At 52.1% G+C, this 18,796-nt stretch carries 15 protein-coding genes; 5 read left to right on the plus strand and 10 right to left on the minus strand.

What is annotated here, in order from left to right; genetic code table 11:
• Nucleotides 1-69: 69 nt before the first annotated feature.
• The 4 genes from A0W33_RS13525 to hemG form a co-directional block, all read right to left on the minus strand.
• Nucleotides 70-1,176, minus strand: a complete 1,107-nt coding sequence (locus A0W33_RS13525) for a chorismate mutase (protein ID WP_082815236.1) — start codon at nt 1,174-1,176, stop codon at nt 70-72.
• A gap of 325 nt (nt 1,177-1,501) precedes the next feature.
• A complete protein-coding gene (locus A0W33_RS13530) occupies nt 1,502-2,446 on the minus strand; it encodes a TerC family protein (protein ID WP_068838688.1) in 945 nt (314 codons plus the stop codon).
• A gap of 278 nt (nt 2,447-2,724) precedes the next feature.
• On the minus strand, nt 2,725-3,459 hold the full coding sequence (locus A0W33_RS13535) for a polyprenol monophosphomannose synthase (RefSeq protein WP_068838689.1): 735 nt from the start codon (nt 3,457-3,459) through the stop codon (nt 2,725-2,727).
• Nucleotides 3,460-3,476: 17 nt separating this feature from the next.
• Nucleotides 3,477-4,823, minus strand: a complete 1,347-nt coding sequence (gene hemG, locus A0W33_RS13540; protein ID WP_068838690.1) for a protoporphyrinogen oxidase — start codon at nt 4,821-4,823, stop codon at nt 3,477-3,479.
• Between the two features lie 139 nt (nt 4,824-4,962).
• Between hemG and A0W33_RS13545 the strand changes: the two genes are divergently transcribed.
• Nucleotides 4,963-5,499: a D-glycero-alpha-D-manno-heptose-1,7-bisphosphate 7-phosphatase gene (locus A0W33_RS13545; RefSeq protein ID WP_082815237.1), complete on the plus strand. Its 537-nt coding sequence runs from the start codon at nt 4,963-4,965 to the stop codon at nt 5,497-5,499.
• A 35-nt stretch (nt 5,500-5,534) separates the two neighbouring features.
• Here A0W33_RS13545 and A0W33_RS20945 read toward each other — a convergent pair whose 3' ends face one another.
• Nucleotides 5,535-5,702: a hypothetical protein gene (locus tag A0W33_RS20945; RefSeq protein WP_157578044.1), complete on the minus strand. Its 168-nt coding sequence runs from the start codon at nt 5,700-5,702 to the stop codon at nt 5,535-5,537.
• 91 nt (nt 5,703-5,793) lie between these two features.
• Nucleotides 5,794-7,188, minus strand: a complete 1,395-nt coding sequence (locus A0W33_RS13550; protein ID WP_068838691.1) for a type III PLP-dependent enzyme domain-containing protein — start codon at nt 7,186-7,188, stop codon at nt 5,794-5,796.
• 178 nt (nt 7,189-7,366) lie between these two features.
• Here A0W33_RS13550 and rocF point away from each other — a divergent pair, with 178 nt between their 5' ends.
• The 4 genes from rocF to A0W33_RS13570 all read left to right on the plus strand — a co-directional run bounded on the left by rocF (nt 7,367) and on the right by A0W33_RS13570 (nt 11,868).
• Nucleotides 7,367-8,338 carry an arginase gene (gene rocF, locus A0W33_RS13555; protein WP_068838692.1) on the plus strand — a complete coding sequence of 324 codons (972 nt, stop codon included), beginning with the start codon at nt 7,367-7,369 and terminating at the stop codon, nt 8,336-8,338.
• Nucleotides 8,338-10,128, plus strand: coding sequence for an arginine--tRNA ligase (argS, locus tag A0W33_RS13560; RefSeq protein ID WP_068838693.1), 1,791 nt, complete (start codon nt 8,338-8,340; stop codon nt 10,126-10,128). The genes rocF and argS overlap by 1 nt, the downstream gene beginning before the upstream one ends.
• A gap of 213 nt (nt 10,129-10,341) precedes the next feature.
• Entirely contained in the window at nt 10,342-10,845 is a 504-nt protein-coding gene (locus A0W33_RS13565; protein WP_082815384.1) for a glutathione peroxidase, read from the plus strand.
• A gap of 87 nt (nt 10,846-10,932) precedes the next feature.
• A complete protein-coding gene (locus A0W33_RS13570) occupies nt 10,933-11,868 on the plus strand; it encodes a 1,4-dihydroxy-2-naphthoate polyprenyltransferase (RefSeq protein WP_068838695.1) in 936 nt (311 codons plus the stop codon).
• Between the two features lie 62 nt (nt 11,869-11,930).
• Here A0W33_RS13570 and A0W33_RS13575 read toward each other — a convergent pair whose 3' ends face one another.
• The 4 genes from A0W33_RS13575 to A0W33_RS13590 all read right to left on the minus strand — a co-directional run bounded on the left by A0W33_RS13575 (nt 11,931) and on the right by A0W33_RS13590 (nt 18,271).
• The gene (locus A0W33_RS13575; protein ID WP_068838696.1) at nt 11,931-13,340 is read right to left on the minus strand and encodes a S41 family peptidase; all 1,410 of its coding nucleotides are present in this window, start codon (nt 13,338-13,340) and stop codon (nt 11,931-11,933) included.
• 59 nt (nt 13,341-13,399) lie between these two features.
• A complete protein-coding gene (locus A0W33_RS13580; protein WP_068838697.1) occupies nt 13,400-15,859 on the minus strand; it encodes an outer membrane beta-barrel protein in 2,460 nt (819 codons plus the stop codon).
• Between the two features lie 339 nt (nt 15,860-16,198).
• Nucleotides 16,199-16,810, minus strand: coding sequence for a bifunctional nicotinamidase/pyrazinamidase (pncA, locus tag A0W33_RS13585; RefSeq protein ID WP_068838698.1), 612 nt, complete (start codon nt 16,808-16,810; stop codon nt 16,199-16,201).
• A 9-nt stretch (nt 16,811-16,819) separates the two neighbouring features.
• Nucleotides 16,820-18,271, minus strand: coding sequence for a DEAD/DEAH box helicase (locus tag A0W33_RS13590; RefSeq protein ID WP_394331607.1), 1,452 nt, complete (start codon nt 18,269-18,271; stop codon nt 16,820-16,822).
• Nucleotides 18,272-18,796 lie beyond the last annotated feature (525 nt).

The following is an 18,796-nucleotide window of genomic DNA, read 5'->3' on the forward strand; positions in this document are numbered from 1 at the left end:
TTCTATGCGTTCTGTTTTTCTAATGTAAGCTGTATTAAATGAAAATCAAATAATTATCGGTTATACTTTCTAAGCAACCGCCGAGGAGGCTATACTTCCCAGCGGGCCTTTGCGGTGCTGCTGCAACGCCTCCATCAGCGATTTCACAAAGCTGCTGTCTGTCTGGGTGTAGTCATCGCGCTTGAGCCAGGCATCCAGTTCCTGTTGCCAACGGTTTACCTGCAGGCTCTCCTGCACATCGCCCATCTGGTGCAGGCTTATTTTCTGCGATACCTCGCGGCGGCGCAGCAGCAGGTCTACAAGAGCCTTGTCTACATTATCCATTTGCTGGCTCAGGTCGTCGAGCTGCTCTACCAGGTGGTTGGTACCGTCCAGTTTCACCTTTGTCTCGATGGCGTTGATGAGCAAATCCAGTTCCTGTGGCATCAGTTGCTGCTGTGGGCTGCTCAGGGCTGCCGCAGGGTTGGTGTGCGACTCAAACAGCAAACCCTCCACTCCCAAATCCACCGCTTTCTGGCTCACCGGGTACAAGAGGCTGCGGCGTCCGGCTATGTGTGCGGCATCGCAGAACACCGGCAGTTCCGGGTGCATCTCGCGCAGTTGCAGCATGTGGTCCCAGCGCGGGTGGCTGCGGTACGGGTACTGCTCATCGGCCGCGAAGCCCCGGTTTATCAATCCCAGATCCGTGATGCCGGCCTCATTCAGGCGCTCCAGGGCGCCCAGCCATAGGCCAAGGTCCGGGTAAACCGGGTTGTTTACGAGCACCGGCTTATCAGTTCCTTTCAGAGCAGCCGCAATCTCCTCCATGGCAAAAGGATTTACTGTGGCGCGTCCGCTGATGGTCAGGATGTCCACGCCATACTTCACGGCCTCTTCAGCGTGCTGCGCATTGGCTACCTCGCAGGAAGTTTGCAAGCCAGTTTCTTTCTTTACCGTTTCGAGCCAAGTTAACCCCACCGTACCGACACCCTTGAACGAATTAGGGCGTGTGCGCGACTTCCAGATACCCGCCCTGAACACCGTAATGCCCTTGATGGCTTTCAATTGTTGGGCTGTCTTCAGCATTTGTTCTTCGCTTTCGGCACTGCATGGTCCCGCAATCAGCACCAGTTTACCGCCAGTGTGTCGGAAACTGCTTTTCTGTGCTACATCGATGGGTGTTCTACTTGCTCTCATGGTTACGGCATGTTTAATTAGCTGCTTTTGGTTTAGTTTGACAATGGCCTTAAAAAAAAGAGCCCCGCTTGTGGCGGGGCTCCCTTGGTGGTTTATGTTTACAACTTTATTCGCTGCACAATATACTACCTCAGAAGCCCCGGATGGAGCACCTTAAAGGAATTCGTATAAATGCAGGCTAGCAGTTGTGGCATGTCTTTGTGTTTATCTCTGGCAATTTTGAGTATAAATATGCAGAAATGCAAATTATATCAAATAAATATTTTTTGCTGATTAAAAATATGCAGCTTATAACCCTAAGATATTCAATAGGTTGTAAACGGTGCTATTCCTTGATCGGAGGCTCTGGCAACTCACTTTCTTTTTTAGGGAAGAGGAGCGAGGCGATGATGGAGATCGCCAGCACACCCCCAACTCCCAGCAGGGCGTAGCGCATGTCGATGTGGATAATATCGCTAAGCATCAGCTTTGCCCCAATAAACACCAGGATCACCGACAGCCCGTAGTGCAGGTAATGGAACAGCTGCATGATGCCGGCCAGGGCAAAGTACAAAGCCCGCAGGCCCAGCAGCGCAAACACGTTGGACGTGTACACGATAAACGGATCTTTGGAAATGGCCAGGATAGCCGGAATGGAGTCGGCGGCGAAAACCACGTCGGTACTCTCCACCATGATCAGCACCAGGAACAGCGGCGTAGCAAACCACTTGCCGTCTATCTTGGTAAAGAACTTGCCCCCAACCGGTGTTTTAGTGATGCGCATGTGCCTGCTCACCCACTTGATCAGCGGATTGTTCTCGGGGTGCACCTCCTCATCGCCATGCGAAAAGGCCATTTTGATACCCGTGAATATCAGGAACGCGCCCAGTATATAGATGATGAAGTGGAACTTGGCAATCAGGGCCACGCCCACCAATATAAAGATGGCCCGCAGCACGAGCGCCCCAATAATTCCCCAGAAAAGGATCTTGTGCTGGTACTTAAGCGGCACCTTAAAGAAGTTGAAGATCATGATGAAGACAAACAGGTTGTCGACGCTCAAAGATTTCTCGATCAGGTAGCCAGTCAGGAATTCGAGGGCAGGAGCGGGGCCGCGCCAGAAGTAAATCAAGGCGTTGAAGCCAAGCGACAGCACGATCCAGAACAAGCTCCAAAGCAAGGCCTCCTTAATCTTTACCTCATGCTCTTTGCGGTGAAATACAAACAGGTCGAGGCCCAGGAGCAGGAGCACAAACGCGTTAAATATGATCCAGAAATAAATATTATCCATACAGGTTAGGGTGAATGGTCTTACTCAGCGGTATGCAAGTACATTATGCGATACCTTAGCCTGTAAAATTAGTCGGTAATACCATTGCTTGTATACCCGGTGCAAAAGGAATAGCAGGGATATTGCAAAATGAAGCCAGAGCTGCCGGGAGAGGCAATTAGGTTCTCAACCTGTGCACGTGGGATGAGCACAGGTTGCTCTGGATAGAAGGTCCCGCTGCACCTTTTGCGATAGTCGACTTAAAATGAGGGAAATGATGAACCGGTAAGTATAGCTGTCTAGTAGCGGTCGAAGTGGCGGAAGTAGCTGCCGATCTTCATCTTGAAAACACCCAGGATAGCCTCCTTAAAGATACCAGACGACATTTTGGACGTGCCTTTGGTACGGTCGGTGAAAATGATGGGCACCTCTTTTATCTTGAAGCCATACTTGTAGCTCAGGAATTTCATCTCGATCTGGAAGGCATAGCCCACAAAGCGGATCTTGTTGAGCTGAATGGTTTCGAGCACTTTGCGGCGGTAGCACTTGAAGCCCGCGGTGGTGTCATGAATGGGCATGCCGGTAATCAGGCGTACGTAGGAGCTGGCGAAGTAAGACATCAGCACGCGGCTCATGGGCCAGTTTACCACGTTTACGCCCTGCACGTATCGGCTGCCAATGGCCATGTCGTAGCCGTCGGCGGCGCAGGCCAGGTACAGGCGGATGAGGTCGTCGGGGTTGTGCGAGAAATCGGCGTCCATCTCGAATATAAACTCATACCCGTTGCGGAGCGCATACTTAAAGCCGTGGATATAGGCGGTGCCAAGCCCGAGTTTACCCTGGCGGGTCTCCAGGTGCAGCCTGCCAGCAAACTCCAGTTGCATTTGCCGCACAATGTCGGCGGTGCCATCCGGAGAACCATCATCAATGATCAGCAGCTCAAACGGGTGGTCCAGCGACATCACTTTGCGAACCATCGCCTCAATATTCTCCCGTTCGTTGTAGGTTGGGATGATGACCAACGAGTCTTTCATGCCCCAAATATAGCTAATCAGCTATTGTGGGCATGCCGCAACTTTAAATTAATTTTATGGGCCAGCTCCTTGGCGTGCCTAATGCAGCTGGGCACCGACACCCCCGACAGCCAGTTAGCTCCGATATACAGCCCCTCGGCCTCCAGTTCCCTGGCCATCAGGTGGGCATCCTCAATGTGCATGTCGTACTGCGGAATGGACTGCTTCCACAAATGTGCGTGCTGGAAGTTGGGTTTGTCAGCGTCAATGCCATGGTGCTTTTTGAGTTCCTGATGCACCTGCTGCAAAAGCTCCTCCGGCTCGGCAAGCGCATGCTGCTCGGACTGCACACCGCCAACGAAGGTGGTAAACAGCACCTCGTGCGGCCTGCAGCGGCCCTCAAACAGCGAACTGCTCCAGATAGTACCCGCCGCAAAGGCAGCCTCGGCTTTGGGGTGCAGCACACCGAAGCCGTTGAGTTTATTCGCCACATCGCGGCGGTTGTAGGCGGTGTGCACCACAGCCATGGGCGGGTATTGCACATTCTGCATCGCTGCGGCCATGCCCGGAAAGGTGTACTGCAGCAAGTCCACAGCTTTTGGGGCAGGCAATGCCAGTACCAACGTGCTGTATTCTTCGGTATCGTGGTCGCCGGGGGAGGAGCAGCTTAAGATATACTTGCCCTGGCTGCGGGTTACCATCTCCACGGGGTGCTCCAGGTGCAGCGAAATAAGCTTCCCGGCAATCGCATCGGGAAGCGTCTGCATTCCCTTTACAAAAGAGAATACCTCCTTGCGGCGGGCGTTCCTGGCCTCCAGTACCATCCCCTTCAGCACAGAGCCATGCGCCTGCTCCAGCTCTTTCAGGAGTGGGAACGTTTTGTGTACCAGTAGTTTGTCTGGGTCGCCGGCGTAGATTCCCCGCACAAATGGGTTGACGGCATAATCTACTACATCGCGGCCAAAGCGACGCTCGAAGAACTGGGAAATGGTTTCGTAGGCATGGCCTGATGGTGGTACCTTCTTTTCCTGCAGGATGCGGTACTTCGCCTTCCAGGAGAAAAAGTTATTGGAGAGCAGCGTGAGCGGGGAAGAGGGGAGCCGCTGATAAGTGCCTTTACGCAGCACATAGCGGTTCTCACTCACAGGAGAGGCGGGCAGCACCTCCTGCTCCAGCTTCAGGTCGCGGATCAGTTCCTCCAGTTCAGGCGAGTGGTGTAGCGAGTTAGGTCCCATTTCCAGCAGGTAGTCGCCCGCCTGCACCGTGCGGATGTTACCGCCTACGTGAGGGCCCGCTTCAAACAGGTCGTACGGTACCCCTAGCTTCTGCAAGTGATAAGCCAATGCCAAACCCGATATGCCCGCTCCTACTATCGCTACTCTCATCGCTACTGTTCGTGTGGTGCTCCGTTGTACGGCCTCCGTGCCCAAAATGTGGTTTAACTGTGATTATGGTACTCTGCTACTGCAGCAGCCGCTGGTTTAACGTTTAAATTTGTATTTTAGCGCCTCAACTAGTTGAACTATGCATAAGCCAGTGCAAAAATGCGTTTTCCTCGACCGCGACGGCGTACTGAACCGCGAACGGGGAAATTATACCTATACGTTAGAAGATTTTGAAGTGCTGCCGCGCGTGCCCAAAGCCCTGAAGCTGTTGAAGAGGAACGGCTATTTGCTGGTTGTTGTTACAAACCAGGCAGGTATCGCCAAGGGGCTTTACAAAGGTAGTGATGTGGCGGCCTGCCACCAGAAACTGCAGGACAGTTGCGAAGGCCTGATCGACGCCATTTACTACGCCCCGAACCACCCTGATTTTTCGGCCTCGCTCTCCCGCAAACCAGATAGCCTGATGCTGGAAAAGGCCATCGCGAAGTACAATTTAGACCCGGCGGCCTCGTGGATGGTAGGCGACTCGCTGCGCGACCTGGAGGCAGCTACGAAAGTGGGTGTGAGAGGAATACTCGTTGGGGACAAATACCCACCCGATACGCATGCCTGGCAAGTGCAGGACCTGTGGGAGGCAAGCCAGTTTATACTTGCTGAAACAAAAAAACCGGCCTGAAGCCGGTTTTATATGTCATTCTGTGAAGCAACGCTTTAGCTGCTCGCGCGGTCAGTAGCCTTCTCAGCAGCGGTAGCTACAACCGTTGTTTGCTCTACCTTTTGGGTCTCTGTTTTCTCATAACCGTAAGCCGGGCAGTACGTTTTGCAGGAGGCCATGCCCAATGCCAGGCATACAGCGCCTACTAAAATTCCTTTTTTCATGATCGTCATAAGTTTAGGGGGATCTGCATCAAAAATAGCTGATTTTCACCAACTTCAAAATGAATTCACCAAATCCTTCGTTTGAATCAAATTATACTTCGTAACCTAATATTTTCAGCATGGCATCACTGGTTTGTTCCGGTGCGAACTGCCATGTTTTCAGCTCCCCGTTCTCATCACGGTCTACCAGTATGTGCTGTGGCGAGGGGATCAGGCAGTGCTTGATGCCGCCGTAGCCACTCAGCTGCTCCTGGTAGGCACCCGTGTGGAAGAAACCAATATAAAGGGGCTCCCCTTTTGGGATCTTTGGCAGGAAAACCTGGAACGAGTGCATTTCAGAATTGTAGTAATCCTGGCTGTCGCACGTCATGCCGCCTAATTGTATTTTACGGTAATCCTTGTCCCAATGGTTTACGGAAAGTAGCGGCCAACGTTGGTTCAAAGCCCAGGCATCCGGTAAATTTGTTATAAACGAGCCATCAATCATGTACCACAGCTCTTTATCGTTCTGCAGTTTCTCATCCAGAATGGAGTAAATGTTGGCTGCGCTCTCGCCCACCGTAAAGATTCCGAACTCGGTGAAGATGTTCGGCTCCGGCACGCCCTCCTCGTTGCAGATGCGCTTGATGGTGCGCAGCACTTCCTCCACCATGTACTTGTAATCGTAATCGGCCTGTATAGAGGTTTTGATCGGGAAGCCGCCGCCAATGTCAATCGTGTCCAATTCAGGGCACACCTTCTTCACCTCGGCATACTTGCGCACAAAGCGCGTAAGCTCCGACCAGTAGTAAGACGTGTCTTTAATGCCGGTGTTGATGAAGTAATGCAGCATTTTCAGCTCAAAGTTCGGGTTCGGCTTAATCTGCTGCTCGTACAGGTCAATCACATCGTTGTAGCGCACGCCCAGGCGCGAAGTATAAAACTCGAACTTCGGCTCCTCGTCCGAGGCCAGGCGGATGCCCACTTTTGTCTTCGTTTTGATGTGCTCCTTGTAGTACTCTATCTCACCGAGGTGGTCAAGTATGGGCATGCAGTTCACAAACCCGTCGTTCACCAGCTCGGATATCCACTGGCGGTACCGCTCGCGCTTAAAGCCGTTGCAGATAATGTAGGTGCCTTTGCTTATCTTGCCCTTTTTGTACAACGCCTTGATAATCTGCATATCATAACCCGAAGAGGTTTCGATATGGATATCGTTCTTCAGCGCCTCCTCCAGCACAAACGAGAAGTGCGAGGCCTTGGTGCAGTAGCAGTACGTGTAGGTGCCCTTGTAATCCAGCTTTTCCATGCTCTCCTTAAAGAACAATTTGGCACGCTGTATCTGCGAGCTGATCTTGGGTAAGTATGTTAATTTAAGCGGGGTGCCATATTGTTTGATGAGGTCCATCAACGGAATGCCGTTGAATAGCAACTCATTATTTTCTACCTGAAATTCTTCTGTCGGAAAGTCGAATGTTTGATGTATGAGGTCGGTGTATTTGTCCATCTAGGATACTTGAGAATTAAGAAAACATGCAATATTGATGGTTATTTACCATCTTTGCAAAAACTTTGTTCAATTTTAGGTCAACGTAAACTGATTTCTTTTAATTCAGAATCAGTAGCGTGGGGTATAAATTCCTGTGTTGCGTTGCCTGTGGTACAAGAGAGGAAGCTGCTGCCATATGAAAAAAATAAAACTAATCGAAGTAAGGTCCGAACTAGGCGCCGGTACACGCGGAGCCAGTATGGGCATCGAGGCGCTGAGGGTTGCTTGCTGGGACAAAGGATCCGATTATTTCAAGCGTTTCAATTCTGTTAGCGTACCCGATCTAAACTATACTTTATTTGATCCGGACGTTTTCCCGAACGCCCACCGCATCGACAGTATTCTGACTGTTCAGAAAAACATTGCCAGGGCCGTAGAGCAAACCATCGCCCAGGACATGTTTCCTCTGGTGTTGGCCGGTGACCATTCTAACGCACACGGAACCATTGCTGGTATAAAAGCGGCCTATCCGGATAAAACTTTAGGTGTAATCTGGATAGATGCGCACGCGGATATCCACTCGCCCTATACATCGCCGTCGGGCAACGTGCACGGCATGCCGCTGGCCATGGCCCTAAACGTAGACAACCTCGACCGGCAGATAAACGACCCTGCGCCGGAGACGGTGTTCTTCTGGAACTCACTCAAGAAACTGGGCTACGACGGCCCAAAACTGAAGCCCGAGCACCTGGTGTACATCGTGGTGCGCGATACTGAGGAGCCCGAAGATCACTTTATCAGTAAGAACGGCATCAAGAACTTTACCTATGCCGAGTTCACGCTGAAAGGAGCCGAGCAAGTGGCGCGCGAAGCGCTGGAGCGCCTGAAGGACTGCGACATACTCTACATCTCGTTTGATGTGGACAGCCTGGACTCCAAGTTCTCCAAAGGAACAGGTACGCCGGTAGAGGTGGGCCTGACGGTGCAGGAGGCAAAAGACCTGAACTACTTCCTGCTGCAGGACCCGCGCGTGGTGTGCTACGAGATGACGGAGATTAACCCCACGCTCGACACAGAGAACACGATGGCCGAAAACGCGTTCGATATACTCGAAACAGCCACGGAGGCCATCTTACAAAAAGAATCTAAAAGTACAGCTATACATTAATGCAACTTCAAAACGCCATTAGCCAGCGCATCAGCCAGGCCCTGCAGGCCGTGTTCCAGATTTCTGTGGATGCCGCACAAATCGCCCTGCAGCCTACCCGCAAAGAGTTTGCCGGCTCGTTTACCTTCGTCACGTTCCCATACACCAAGCAGGTGGGCAAAGGCCCTGAGCAAATTGGCCAGGCGCTGGGCGAGTACCTGAAGGAGAACGCCAGCGAGATCCGGGATTTTAATGTAGTGAAAGGTTTCCTGAACCTGGAGGTAGAGGAGGCCGAGTGGCTGCAGCTGTTCCGTGGCATTATGGGCAATACAAATTACGGGCAGGCCGAGGCAAGCGGCCGCAAGGTGATGGTGGAGTATTCCTCGCCGAACACCAATAAGCCGCTGCACCTGGGCCACCTGCGCAACAACTTCCTGGGCTACTCTGTTTCCGAAATTCTGAAGGCGAATGGCCACGAGGTGATGAAGGTGAACCTGGTGAACGACCGGGGCATTCACATCTGCAAGTCGATGCTGGCCTACGAGAAAATGGGCAGCGGCGAGACACCGGAAAGCAGCGGGCTGAAAGGCGACCACCTGGTGGGCAAGTACTACGTGCTGTTCGACAAGGCCTACAAAGAGCAGGTAGAGGAGCTGGTGGCCAACGGCATGGAAAAAGAGGAAGCCAAGAAGAAGGCGCCCCTCATGCTCGAGGCGCAGGATATGCTGCTGAAGTGGGAGCAGGGCGACGAGCAGGTGGTGAACCTCTGGAAAAAGATGAACACCTGGGTATACGCCGGCTTCGATCAGACCTACCGCACCATCGGCGTTGACTTCGATAAATATTACTACGAGTCGCAGACTTATACATTAGGGAAAGAGCGCGTGGAGGAAGGCCTGCAGAAAGGCGTTTTCTTTAACAAAGACAACGGCTCTGTCTGGGTTGACCTGACGGAGGAGGGGCTGGATGAGAAGCTGCTTTTAAGAGCCGACGGCACCTCAGTGTACATCACGCAGGACCTGGGCACGGCTGAACTGAAGTATAACGACTTCCCGTACGACCAGTCGGTGTACGTAGTGGCCGATGAGCAGAACTACCATTTCCAGGTGCTGAAGGCCGCACTGAAGAAACTGGGCAAGCCATACGCCGAAGGCATCTACCACCTGTCCTACGGCATGGTGGATCTGCCTTCCGGTAAAATGAAATCCCGTGAAGGCACGGTGGTAGATGCAGACGAACTGGTGCAGGAGATGATCGACACGGCACGCCAGCAGACAGAGGAACTGGGCAAGATAGAAGGCTTCACTGAGGCACAGGCGCAGGAGCTGTACCATACCCTGGCAATGGGCGCACTGAAGTACTTTCTGCTGAAAGTGGACCCGAAAAAGCGCATGCTGTTCAACCCGCAGGAGTCAATCGACTTCCGGGGTAACACCGGTCCATTCATCCAGTACACGCACGCACGCATCTCGGCCATACTTCGCAAAGCAGGCGAGATGGGTATCAGTGTAGATGCCGCCTCGTTCGGGAATTTTGAGAAGCTGCACGAAACGGAGCAGGAGGTGATCATACAGTTAGTGAACTTCCCGGCAGTGGTGAAGGAGGCTGGTAACCTGTTTGCCCCATCGGTTATCGCCAGTTATGCTTATGAGCTGGCAAAGGCGTACAACCGCTTTTACCAGGAGGTTTCCATCTTTAATGAGACGGACGAACAGGCGCGCAGTTTCCGCATTGCCCTCTCGGCGATGGTGGCGCGTTTCGTGCGCGAAAGTATGAAGCTGCTGGGTATTGAGGTGCCTGAGCGTATGTAAGGCATCACACGAATATAAATTTGTGAGGCCGGCGAACAAAGTATAGTGTTTTCGGTTGTACCTGCACTTGCTATATTTCATAACAAGACGTTACCAAAAATACGTATGCTTAAAAAGTTTACATACCCTGTTCAACTCATTTTTCTGCTAGGGCTGCTAAGTATAGCCGTGTCTTGCAAGCAGGGGAATGACGCGAACCTTAACCAAGAAGCAATGGCAACAGCAACTACCTCAAATCCCAATGCCCAGTCGAGCGATTTTTATGGCTTTAACATGAAAACGCTGGATGGCAAAAGTGTTGATTTCTCGCAGTACAAAGGCAAAAAAGTGCTGCTCGTGAACACCGCCTCAGAGTGCGGCTACACGCATCAATACGAAGACCTGCAGAAGCTGCACGAAGCCCACGGCGAGGACGTGGTGGTGCTGGGTTTTCCGGCGAATAACTTTGGGGGGCAGGAGCCCGGCTCAAATGAGCAGATCGCTTCTTTCTGCCAGAAGAACTATGGCGTGAGTTTCCCGATGTTCGAGAAGATTTCGGTGAAGGGCGAGGATCGGCACCCGCTTTACGTGTGGCTCTCGAAAAACGCACCAAACAACCAGGAGCCGGACTGGAACTTCTGCAAGTACCTGGTAAACGAGCAGGGGCAGGTTGAGGCGTTCTACCCATCGAAAGTGAAGCCGATGGACGAGCAGCTGCTGACGGCTATCGCCGACTAAAGTATAGCGGAAAGTATAACCGCCGAGTTAACACCGCACCTGGCCCAGGCAGATGCTTGTGCCAGTAGTTAAGTATAACATCCTGTTTTGAATACAACACATCACACAGATACACCGAATCCAGGCCTTGTGAAGGCCTGGATTTCGGCTTTTAGGCCCCGCACACTGCCGCTGGCGCTCTCCTGCATTGGCATGGGCGCGTTTATGGCGGCGGCAAACGGCTACTTCAGCGCAACGGTGGTGGGCCTTTGTGTGCTCACCACACTCTTTCTGCAGATACTCTCGAACCTGGCCAACGACTACGGCGACTCCAAGCATGGAGCCGACAGTGTGCACCGGGAGGGACCGATGCGGGCCGTGCAGGCGGGGCACATACAAGCAAGGCACATGAAGAAGGGCATGCTGGTATTCAGTTTGCTGTCGCTGGTGTCGGGGTTGCTGTTGCTGTGGGTGGCGTTTGGTACCGAGGGGCTCATGCTGTTCCTGGTGTTCCTGGCGCTGGGGCTGGCCTCCATTTGGGCTGCCATTAACTACACCGCCGGCGACAAACCCTATGGTTATGCTGGCCTTGGTGATGTGTTCGTGTTTGTCTTTTTCGGGTTAGTGGGCGTGCTGGGTACTTATTTTCTGCAGGCGCAGGAGTTGCAGCCGCTGGTTATACTTCCGGCGCTGGTATGCGGCTTTTTCTCCACGGCTGTGCTCAACGTCAACAACATCCGCGACATCAATTCTGATAAACTGGCAGGCAAGCATTCCATACCCGTAAGGCTGGGGCCGAAGAAAGCACGCATTTACCACCTGCTGCTTTTGCTGGGTGGCGTGCTGTGTGCCTTCGCCTATGTGCTGCTTACTTATGAGAGCCCTTGGCAGTTCCTGTTTATACTTGCTCTGCCGCTGGTAGCGGTAAACGGACTGAACGTATGGCGCAAGCAAACTTCAAAAGAACTCGACCCCTACCTGAAGCAAATGGCCATCACCACGCTGCTGTTCGTGCTGCTGTTCGGGATCGGGCAGGTGGTGTAGCTTAATCTAAGTATAAAAAGGGCCGCTGGTGCTTTACACGCTGGCGGCCCTTTTTATACCGGTTACTGTTGTAGCTTCTTCAAGGTATAGGAGAGGATTTCGTCTTCCTCATCGAGCAGGTGGTCTCTTACCTTGTGATCCGGTATCACACCGGTCAGCTTTTCATCTCCATTAGGTCGAACGATGTAGCTTTTGGGCACTTTTACCGCGATACCTGTTTGGGGTAAGGCAAAAGAAAACACAGAACCATAGAGCGTCGGCACATCCCCGGTTTCCTCGCCTATGATTTCCCCAAACCCGTAGTCCTGGATTAACGCAGCGCTTACGGCGGCCATGGAGTAGGTGTGCCGGTTCACTAAAACATATACTTTTCCTGTAAACCGTTTGTCCTCGGGCATCGGGTGCTGAATGGGTAAATCATAGGCAAAGGCTTCTCCGTCCGGGTGATCAAGTATGGCCTTGGAATACGCATCTAAAGGTGAGTTTGAAGGCTGCTTCCTTGTTTGTTCTTTTAAGGCGGCGCTGGTTTTTATACTGAATTTAGAATACCACCGGAAAGGCTCGTCTGCAAAGTATGCAATCAGGTAGTCGCTAAAGGCGTTGTGCCCGCCAGCGTTGTTTCTTAAGTCAATAACCAACTGCTTTGCATGTTTTGATTTTATGTCTGTAAAAGCGGAATCTACAAAAGCCTTAAATGTTGCTTCGCCATCTGCCGCTGCTGAGCTGAAGGAACCGGGATGCAGGTAGGCCACATCACCATAAAATTTATAGAAGCGGTCATTCTTTACGATCTCCCCATTCCGTTGGGATTCAGAGTCCATTACCGGAATGGCGTCTATAGTATGCGTGGCTACTTTTCCGTCAGCGCCTTTCACGCTTACCGAAAAAGCTTTTTTCTCCCCGAACACAGCCCAGCAATACCTCGGGAAGGACCAGAACTCCAGCTTCACATTCTTATAGTATGGCCTTTCTGCTGAGATGTAAGGGTGTATTTGGCCGATAATCTTACCGATAGGCACTTTGTTTATACTTAGCACCTGATCCCCCGCTTTGATGGCTGGGTGACTGGCATAGCTTTTCCGGACATAAGCCAACTCATCTTCAAAGGCTACCTCTAAGGGAAAAACGGTGCCGCCGTTTCTGGCGAATGTAATGTAAGATGGAGCCGGGAAATCGATCTCGCTATGCCCCGTGTTTCCGACGGCAGCAAGTTTTTGGAACAGCATACTTGTCTCCAGCAAACTCAGCGAGTCTTTGCGAATAGAGGTGCGGATCTTCGTGTAGGCGCCATTATACTGCTTCTTGCTTACATACGCGTACAGGTTATAATGCGCGGCCTGCAATGTCCGGTACAAATAATCCAGATCAGCCTTTACAGCAGCCCCGGAGAACATCGGGTCCGTATGCTGGGCAGATGAGCTTAGCACTGTAAGGAGGAACAGCCAGATAGAAACGTAAAGTCTTCTCTTCATTTAATTTGTTCAGTATAAAAGAAGCCCCAAAGCAGCGCAACTGCTTTGGGGCTTCTCTGCTAATTTCCGCTGCTGCCTTTGCTTTCGCCGCCTTTCAGGTCGTCATTTTTGATGCCACGCCTGGTGCGTTTGATGTCCTCTTTCAGCTTGCCGAATTTGTAGCTGAAGCCGATGCTCACGCGGCGGCGCTGGTTGCGGTACTCGCTGCGCTGGTAAAAATCCTCACCGCTCACCTCGTTATAGGTAGTGATGTACTTGGACAGCGGGTTCTGCATCGAAAGGCTAATGCTGGCCTTCTCATCCTTCAGGAAACTCTTGCTCACTGAAAAACCGCTCCAGAACTGCCCCGACGACTCGCCCTGCAGCAACACGCGTGGCGCATAATAGCCCAGGTTAACGCTGGCACGCCAGTTCTTTTCAAACTTGTAGCTGCCGTAGCTATACATGTACCCGCTCACGCCGCTGTTTTCCCGGTTCTCGCCGTTAATGTTGCCGCTAAGCTGGCTATACGAAAGGGAGCCGTTTACGCTAAGGCTAAGCTTCTTAAAAAGCGTGCTGTTGCCGTTCAGCGACAGCGTGGTGGTGGCGTTTTTGCCGATGTTGCCGTAGGTGGTGCTGCTTACTGAGTCGGCAGGGTTGTAGGTGGTGTAGCTCTGGATGGCGTTGCTGGTGAAGGCGTGAGTAAGCGTGCTGTTCAAAGAGTTGCTGCCCTTGAAAAAGCTGTGTGCCAGGCTGAACACATGGCTGGTGGCCGCCTCCAGTTTGGGGTTGCCAAAGGAGATGTTCTTCTCGTTCTGGCGGTCCACATACGGGTTCAGGTAGTATAAACTGGGGCGTTCGATGCGCTGCGTGTACGATGCCTTCAGGCTGGCCATGTTCTTCAGCGTGCGTGATAGCGTCACACTCGGAATCAGGTTAAAATAGTCCTGCTCTGCCACTGGGTAGGAGGTCCTGAAGTCGGCATCCACCACCGTCTGCTCCAGGCGTGTACCCATGCGCAGTCCCCATTTGTCAAAGCGAAGACTGGCCGAAGTATAGGCGGCGTAAATATTCTGGCTGTAGTCGAACTCGTTGGTTAGCTCAGGCACCTCCACATAGGTGTCGGTTTCGGAGTTGTAGTTGCGGTAAAAATAGTCGCTGCCGTTTTCACGCAGGATGGATTTGGCGCCAATCTCCAGGGTGTGCTTTTTAATGGGATGGACGTAGTCCGCCTGAAAGGTTTGCTCGACAGAATTTCCGTCGTTCTGGGTGCGGGTTTCAGCCACGCCGTTGTAGTTCAGTATATTCTCAAAAAGGAGGTCCGACTCACTTGCGTTTTCCTCGTTTCCGATCTTGTAAGAAAGCGTCAGCAACTGCTCTTTGTTGCGCTTAAAAGTATGCTGGTAGTCCATCCCCAACTCATAGTTGTACCAGTGGCCTGTATTGGGGCTGATGCGCCTGAATGCCTGTGTCAGTGCCCCGAGTCCATTGAACTGCTCTACTATTTGGGCGCTCCTGGATTCATAATTGCTCCCGTTCAGGCTGAACTTGGCCGAGATCAGGTTCATGGTGTCGAGTTCGTAACTCATCTCACCGTCCACATAGGTAAAGTCATTCTCGCTGTCGCCGCTACCGGACTGCAGCATCCTGGAGCCAGTGGCCGTGTTCGTGCGATCGAAGGTGGAAATATAGCCAGGGCTGGTAAACTTGTTGATGCCGCCGTAGGCCGAGAGCCCAAACTTGCCCATTTTGGCAGTTACGCTGGCAGAGACATACCGGCTGTCGGGGGTGCTCTGCGACAGGTAGATGCTGCCGTTGTAGCCATTGGCCGGGGCGTTGTGGGTGATCACGTTGATGATGCCTCCGATTCCCTCTGCATCATACTTGGCAGGCGGGTCCGTAATCACTTCAATGCGCTTGATGGTGTTGGCGGGCATGCTGCGGAACACATCCTTGGGGTTGCGGGCAAAGAGGGTGGAGGCCTTACCGTTTACGAGCACCCGGTAGCTGCTGCTGCCGTTCAATTTGATGTTCTCCTCCGAGTCAAGGCTTAGCATGGGCACTTTGCGCAGCATGTCGAGGGCGGTGAGCGTTTTGCTTTCCGGGTCAAACTCCACGTTGTAGCTGATCTTGTCGATGTCCTGGGTGATAAGCATCTTCTCGGCTGTCACCTCCACTTCCTGCAGTTGCTTCGCTGAGGAGGCCAGGCTGATCTTGCCGACGTTCGCCACGGGTTTACCGGCTTCCAAAGTAGAAACCTGCTGAGAGAAAGACTTGTAGCCCACAATTGTTAGGATAAGCTTGTACGGTGCGAGCGGCAGGCCACTGATTTCAAAGCTGCCATCGTCTTTGGAAAAAGTTGTTTTAACTGGCTCGTCCTTATCAGGCAAACTAACCACCACCGTGACGTAGGAAAGCGGCTGCTGGTTGGTAGAGTCTACAACGACTCCTTTGATGGTGCCGGGGGCGGAAGGAGGAACCTGCGCCCAGGAAAATGCGGATGCCAGCAGGCAGAGAGCCAGCAAAAAAGTTTGTTTCATGTATAAAGGGTTAAGGTGTAAGCGCGTAATACTCCCGCTGCAGCCTAAGCTGAACAGTTTTGCTCCAGGGCTCCCCCTATTCCTCTACACAACCGGCTACCATACCGACCTCAGTCCCAAAAGGCACATTGGAGATGCACCCCCACAACATATTTGGGTTAGCACGGCTAAATAACAATTTTTATATCTAACTATAACTATAGTTACACAAACTTATTTTACCAATTCATCAAAATAAAGTCATAGATGCCGCTATTGCAGCGTATAGTGCATCATGGTATAAATAAAGAAGCCGCTCCATGGTTGGGGCGGCTTCTTATACTTTGATGCTATACTTGCTTAAGCGTGCAGGTTGTGGCTTTGGATGATGTGGCCACCCTTGGCCAGCAGGTCAGCCTTGGCTTTCTCAAAGCCATCACCGTTGATGGCGCGCACGGCGTCTTCCAGGTAGTATACTTCAAAAAGCTCCTGTAGTGCATCTAGGGCAGAGAAGTACACGCAGTAATCCGCTGCCAGCCCAACCAGGTACACCTCCGTCACGCCTTTGCCACGCAGATAGTCTGCCAGGCCCGTTGATTTCAGGTGTCCGTTGTCGTAAAAGCCGCTGTAGCTGTCTATCTCGGGGTTGGTGCCTTTCCGGAAGATCGCCTCTATCCGGTTTTGCGCCAGTTCCGCCGAAAGTTCGGCGCCTGCTGTGCCCTGTATGCAATGGTCTGGCCACAGCACCTGGGGCATCCCATTTAGATCGATCACCTCAAACACATTTTTACCCGCGTGGCTGGAGGCAAAGCTCTTGTGCTGCGGCGGGTGCCAGTCCTGTGTCGCCACTACCAGGTCGAACTGCTCCTGCAGTTTGTTTACCACAGGCAGAATGGCATTTCCCTCGGGTACAGCGAGCGCACCGCCAGGCAAAAAGTCATTTTGGATGTCAATCAGTAGCAAAGCGCGCATGGCTATCCTTTATTCTTGCGGTGAGGCAGCAGGAGCGCTTGCACCACCTGCGTTTTTGTCTCTGTTGCGGTTGTTATTACGGTTACGGTTGCGGTTGTTGTTATTTTTGCGCGGGCGCTGTGCTCCCGGCTCTCCCGCCTGTGCCTGTGGTGCTGCCGTGGCAGTCGTGCCCTCGGCGTTGGCTGCAGGCCTTGGGCCACTTCGCCCACGGTTACGGTCGCCACCGCTGCGGCTCCTGTTGCGGTCTCCGCCGCCCGATCCGGTTCTGGCGCCCCCTCTGGAGCGGTTGCCGCCGCTGTGGCCGTCGATGCGGGTAGGGTTGTAAGCAGGTCCGTCGCCCAGATCTTCCGGCAACGGTAGCTTCGGAAGCTCGCGCTCAATCAGGCGCTCCACTTTCTGCACCCGGTACATGTCCTTTTCGTTTACAAATGTGATGGCCATACCTGTAGAGGCGGCACGGGCCGTACGGCCAACGCGGTGCACATAATCCTCTGCGTCCTGCGGCATGTCAAAATTCACCACGTGGCTCAGGCTGTCGATATCGATACCCCTGGAAAGGATGTCGGTGGCCACCACGATCTGGTACTGCTTGTTTTTAAAGCCTTGCAGCGCCTTTTCGCGTTCGTCCTGCGTCATGTCAGAGGAGATGCCCTGTGCCGTGAACTTCATTTTCTGCAGCGAGCGCACAATCTGGTTCACGTTAGACTTGCGGGAAGTAAAGATGATCATGTTCTGTACGTCCAGGCTGCGCAGGAGGTGCTCCAGCAGAGGCAGCTTCTGGTTGTCGTAGGTCAGGTACAGGCGCTGGTCAATGCCCTCGGCAGGCTTGGAAATAGCCAGGTTTACCTCTGCCGGGTCCTGCAGGATCTGCTGTGCCAGGTCACGGATCTTGCGTGGCATGGTGGCCGAGAATAGAAGCGTCTGCCGTTTCTTAGGCAGCTGCTGAATGATTTTCAGCAGGTCGTCCATAAAGCCCATGTCCAGCATCTTGTCAGCCTCATCCAGCACCAGGTGGTTCAGCTGGTCGAGCTTTACGTAGCCCATGGCCATGTGCGAGATCAGGCGACCCGGTGTGGCGATGATAATATCGGCGCCGGTGGTGAGGGCGCGTTTCTGCTGTTCCCAGTCGTCGCCTTTGTTGCCGCCATAGATGGCAATGGAGGAGGCGGAGGCAAAGTAGCCGAAGCCCTCCACCTGTTCGTCTATCTGTTTGGCCAACTCGCGGGTCGGTACCAGGATCAGGGTGCTGGTGTGGTCAAAGTTTCCGTGCGAAATGCGGTCGATGAGGGGCAGCAGGTAGGCTGCGGTTTTGCCAGTGCCGGTCTGGGCGCAGGCTATCATGTCGCGTTGCTCCAATATAAGTGGGATGGCTTGCTCCTGCACAGGAGTGGGCTGGTTGTAGCCCATCGAGTCGATTCCGGTTAGAACGTCTTCGTGTAGGTTAAAAGAATGGAAGTCCAATGTTTCTAAAAATTACGGTTCAATTACATGGCGGCCATCTTTTCCATCAGCCGCTTTTTACATCCTAAAGATACGATAAATATAGCTATGGTTAATAATGTGAAATTAATTGACAATTTGTTGTAGAATATTTGGAATATAAAATATTATGCATTAATCTTGTATCGGATTGTATGAATAAGGTGTGCGGGTGATATCAAAATATAAGAATCATCCACTAAAAGCAGCCGGTTCTAAAAGGAAAAGAAGAGCAAGTTGGATATCGAATAGAACGACATATTTATATATTCTAATATTTACCTGGAAAGTGAAAATTATTCGCAACTAAAAGAAAACCCCAGCGTAAATGTTTTCAAGAAAAGTGATACAAAAAATAAGAAACAATATATAAAAACACATATATACACTCATGAAAAAAGCAATCAAAAAGTCGCCTAACTTCTACCTTCTTTTAGGCCTTAACATTGTTAATGCGATCTTTATCCTGTTGTAGTTTTAACAGACTAGATTAAAGATTCCATTGAA

It is taken from the genome of Pontibacter akesuensis (genome assembly GCF_001611675.1).
Lineage (GTDB): Bacteria > Bacteroidota > Bacteroidia > Cytophagales > Hymenobacteraceae > Pontibacter > Pontibacter akesuensis.

Coding starts and splice junctions, on each gene's coding strand:
- A0W33_RS13525 (WP_082815236.1), bottom strand. CDS start 1,176: ATGAGAGCAAGTAGAACACCCATCGATGTAGCACAGAAAAGCAGTTTC.
- A0W33_RS13530 (WP_068838688.1), bottom strand. CDS start 2,446: ATGGATAATATTTATTTCTGGATCATATTTAACGCGTTTGTGCTCCTG.
- A0W33_RS13535 (WP_068838689.1), bottom strand. CDS start 3,459: ATGAAAGACTCGTTGGTCATCATCCCAACCTACAACGAACGGGAGAAT.
- hemG (WP_068838690.1), bottom strand. CDS start 4,823: ATGAGAGTAGCGATAGTAGGAGCGGGCATATCGGGTTTGGCATTGGCT.
- A0W33_RS13545 (WP_082815237.1), top strand. CDS start 4,963: ATGCATAAGCCAGTGCAAAAATGCGTTTTCCTCGACCGCGACGGCGTA.
- A0W33_RS20945 (WP_157578044.1), bottom strand. CDS start 5,702: ATGAAAAAAGGAATTTTAGTAGGCGCTGTATGCCTGGCATTGGGCATG.
- A0W33_RS13550 (WP_068838691.1), bottom strand. CDS start 7,188: ATGGACAAATACACCGACCTCATACATCAAACATTCGACTTTCCGACA.
- rocF (WP_068838692.1), top strand. CDS start 7,367: ATGAAAAAAATAAAACTAATCGAAGTAAGGTCCGAACTAGGCGCCGGT.
- argS (WP_068838693.1), top strand. CDS start 8,338: ATGCAACTTCAAAACGCCATTAGCCAGCGCATCAGCCAGGCCCTGCAG.
- A0W33_RS13565 (WP_082815384.1), top strand. CDS start 10,342: ATGGCAACAGCAACTACCTCAAATCCCAATGCCCAGTCGAGCGATTTT.
- A0W33_RS13575 (WP_068838696.1), bottom strand. CDS start 13,340: ATGAAGAGAAGACTTTACGTTTCTATCTGGCTGTTCCTCCTTACAGTG.
- A0W33_RS13580 (WP_068838697.1), bottom strand. CDS start 15,859: ATGAAACAAACTTTTTTGCTGGCTCTCTGCCTGCTGGCATCCGCATTT.
- pncA (WP_068838698.1), bottom strand. CDS start 16,810: ATGCGCGCTTTGCTACTGATTGACATCCAAAATGACTTTTTGCCTGGC.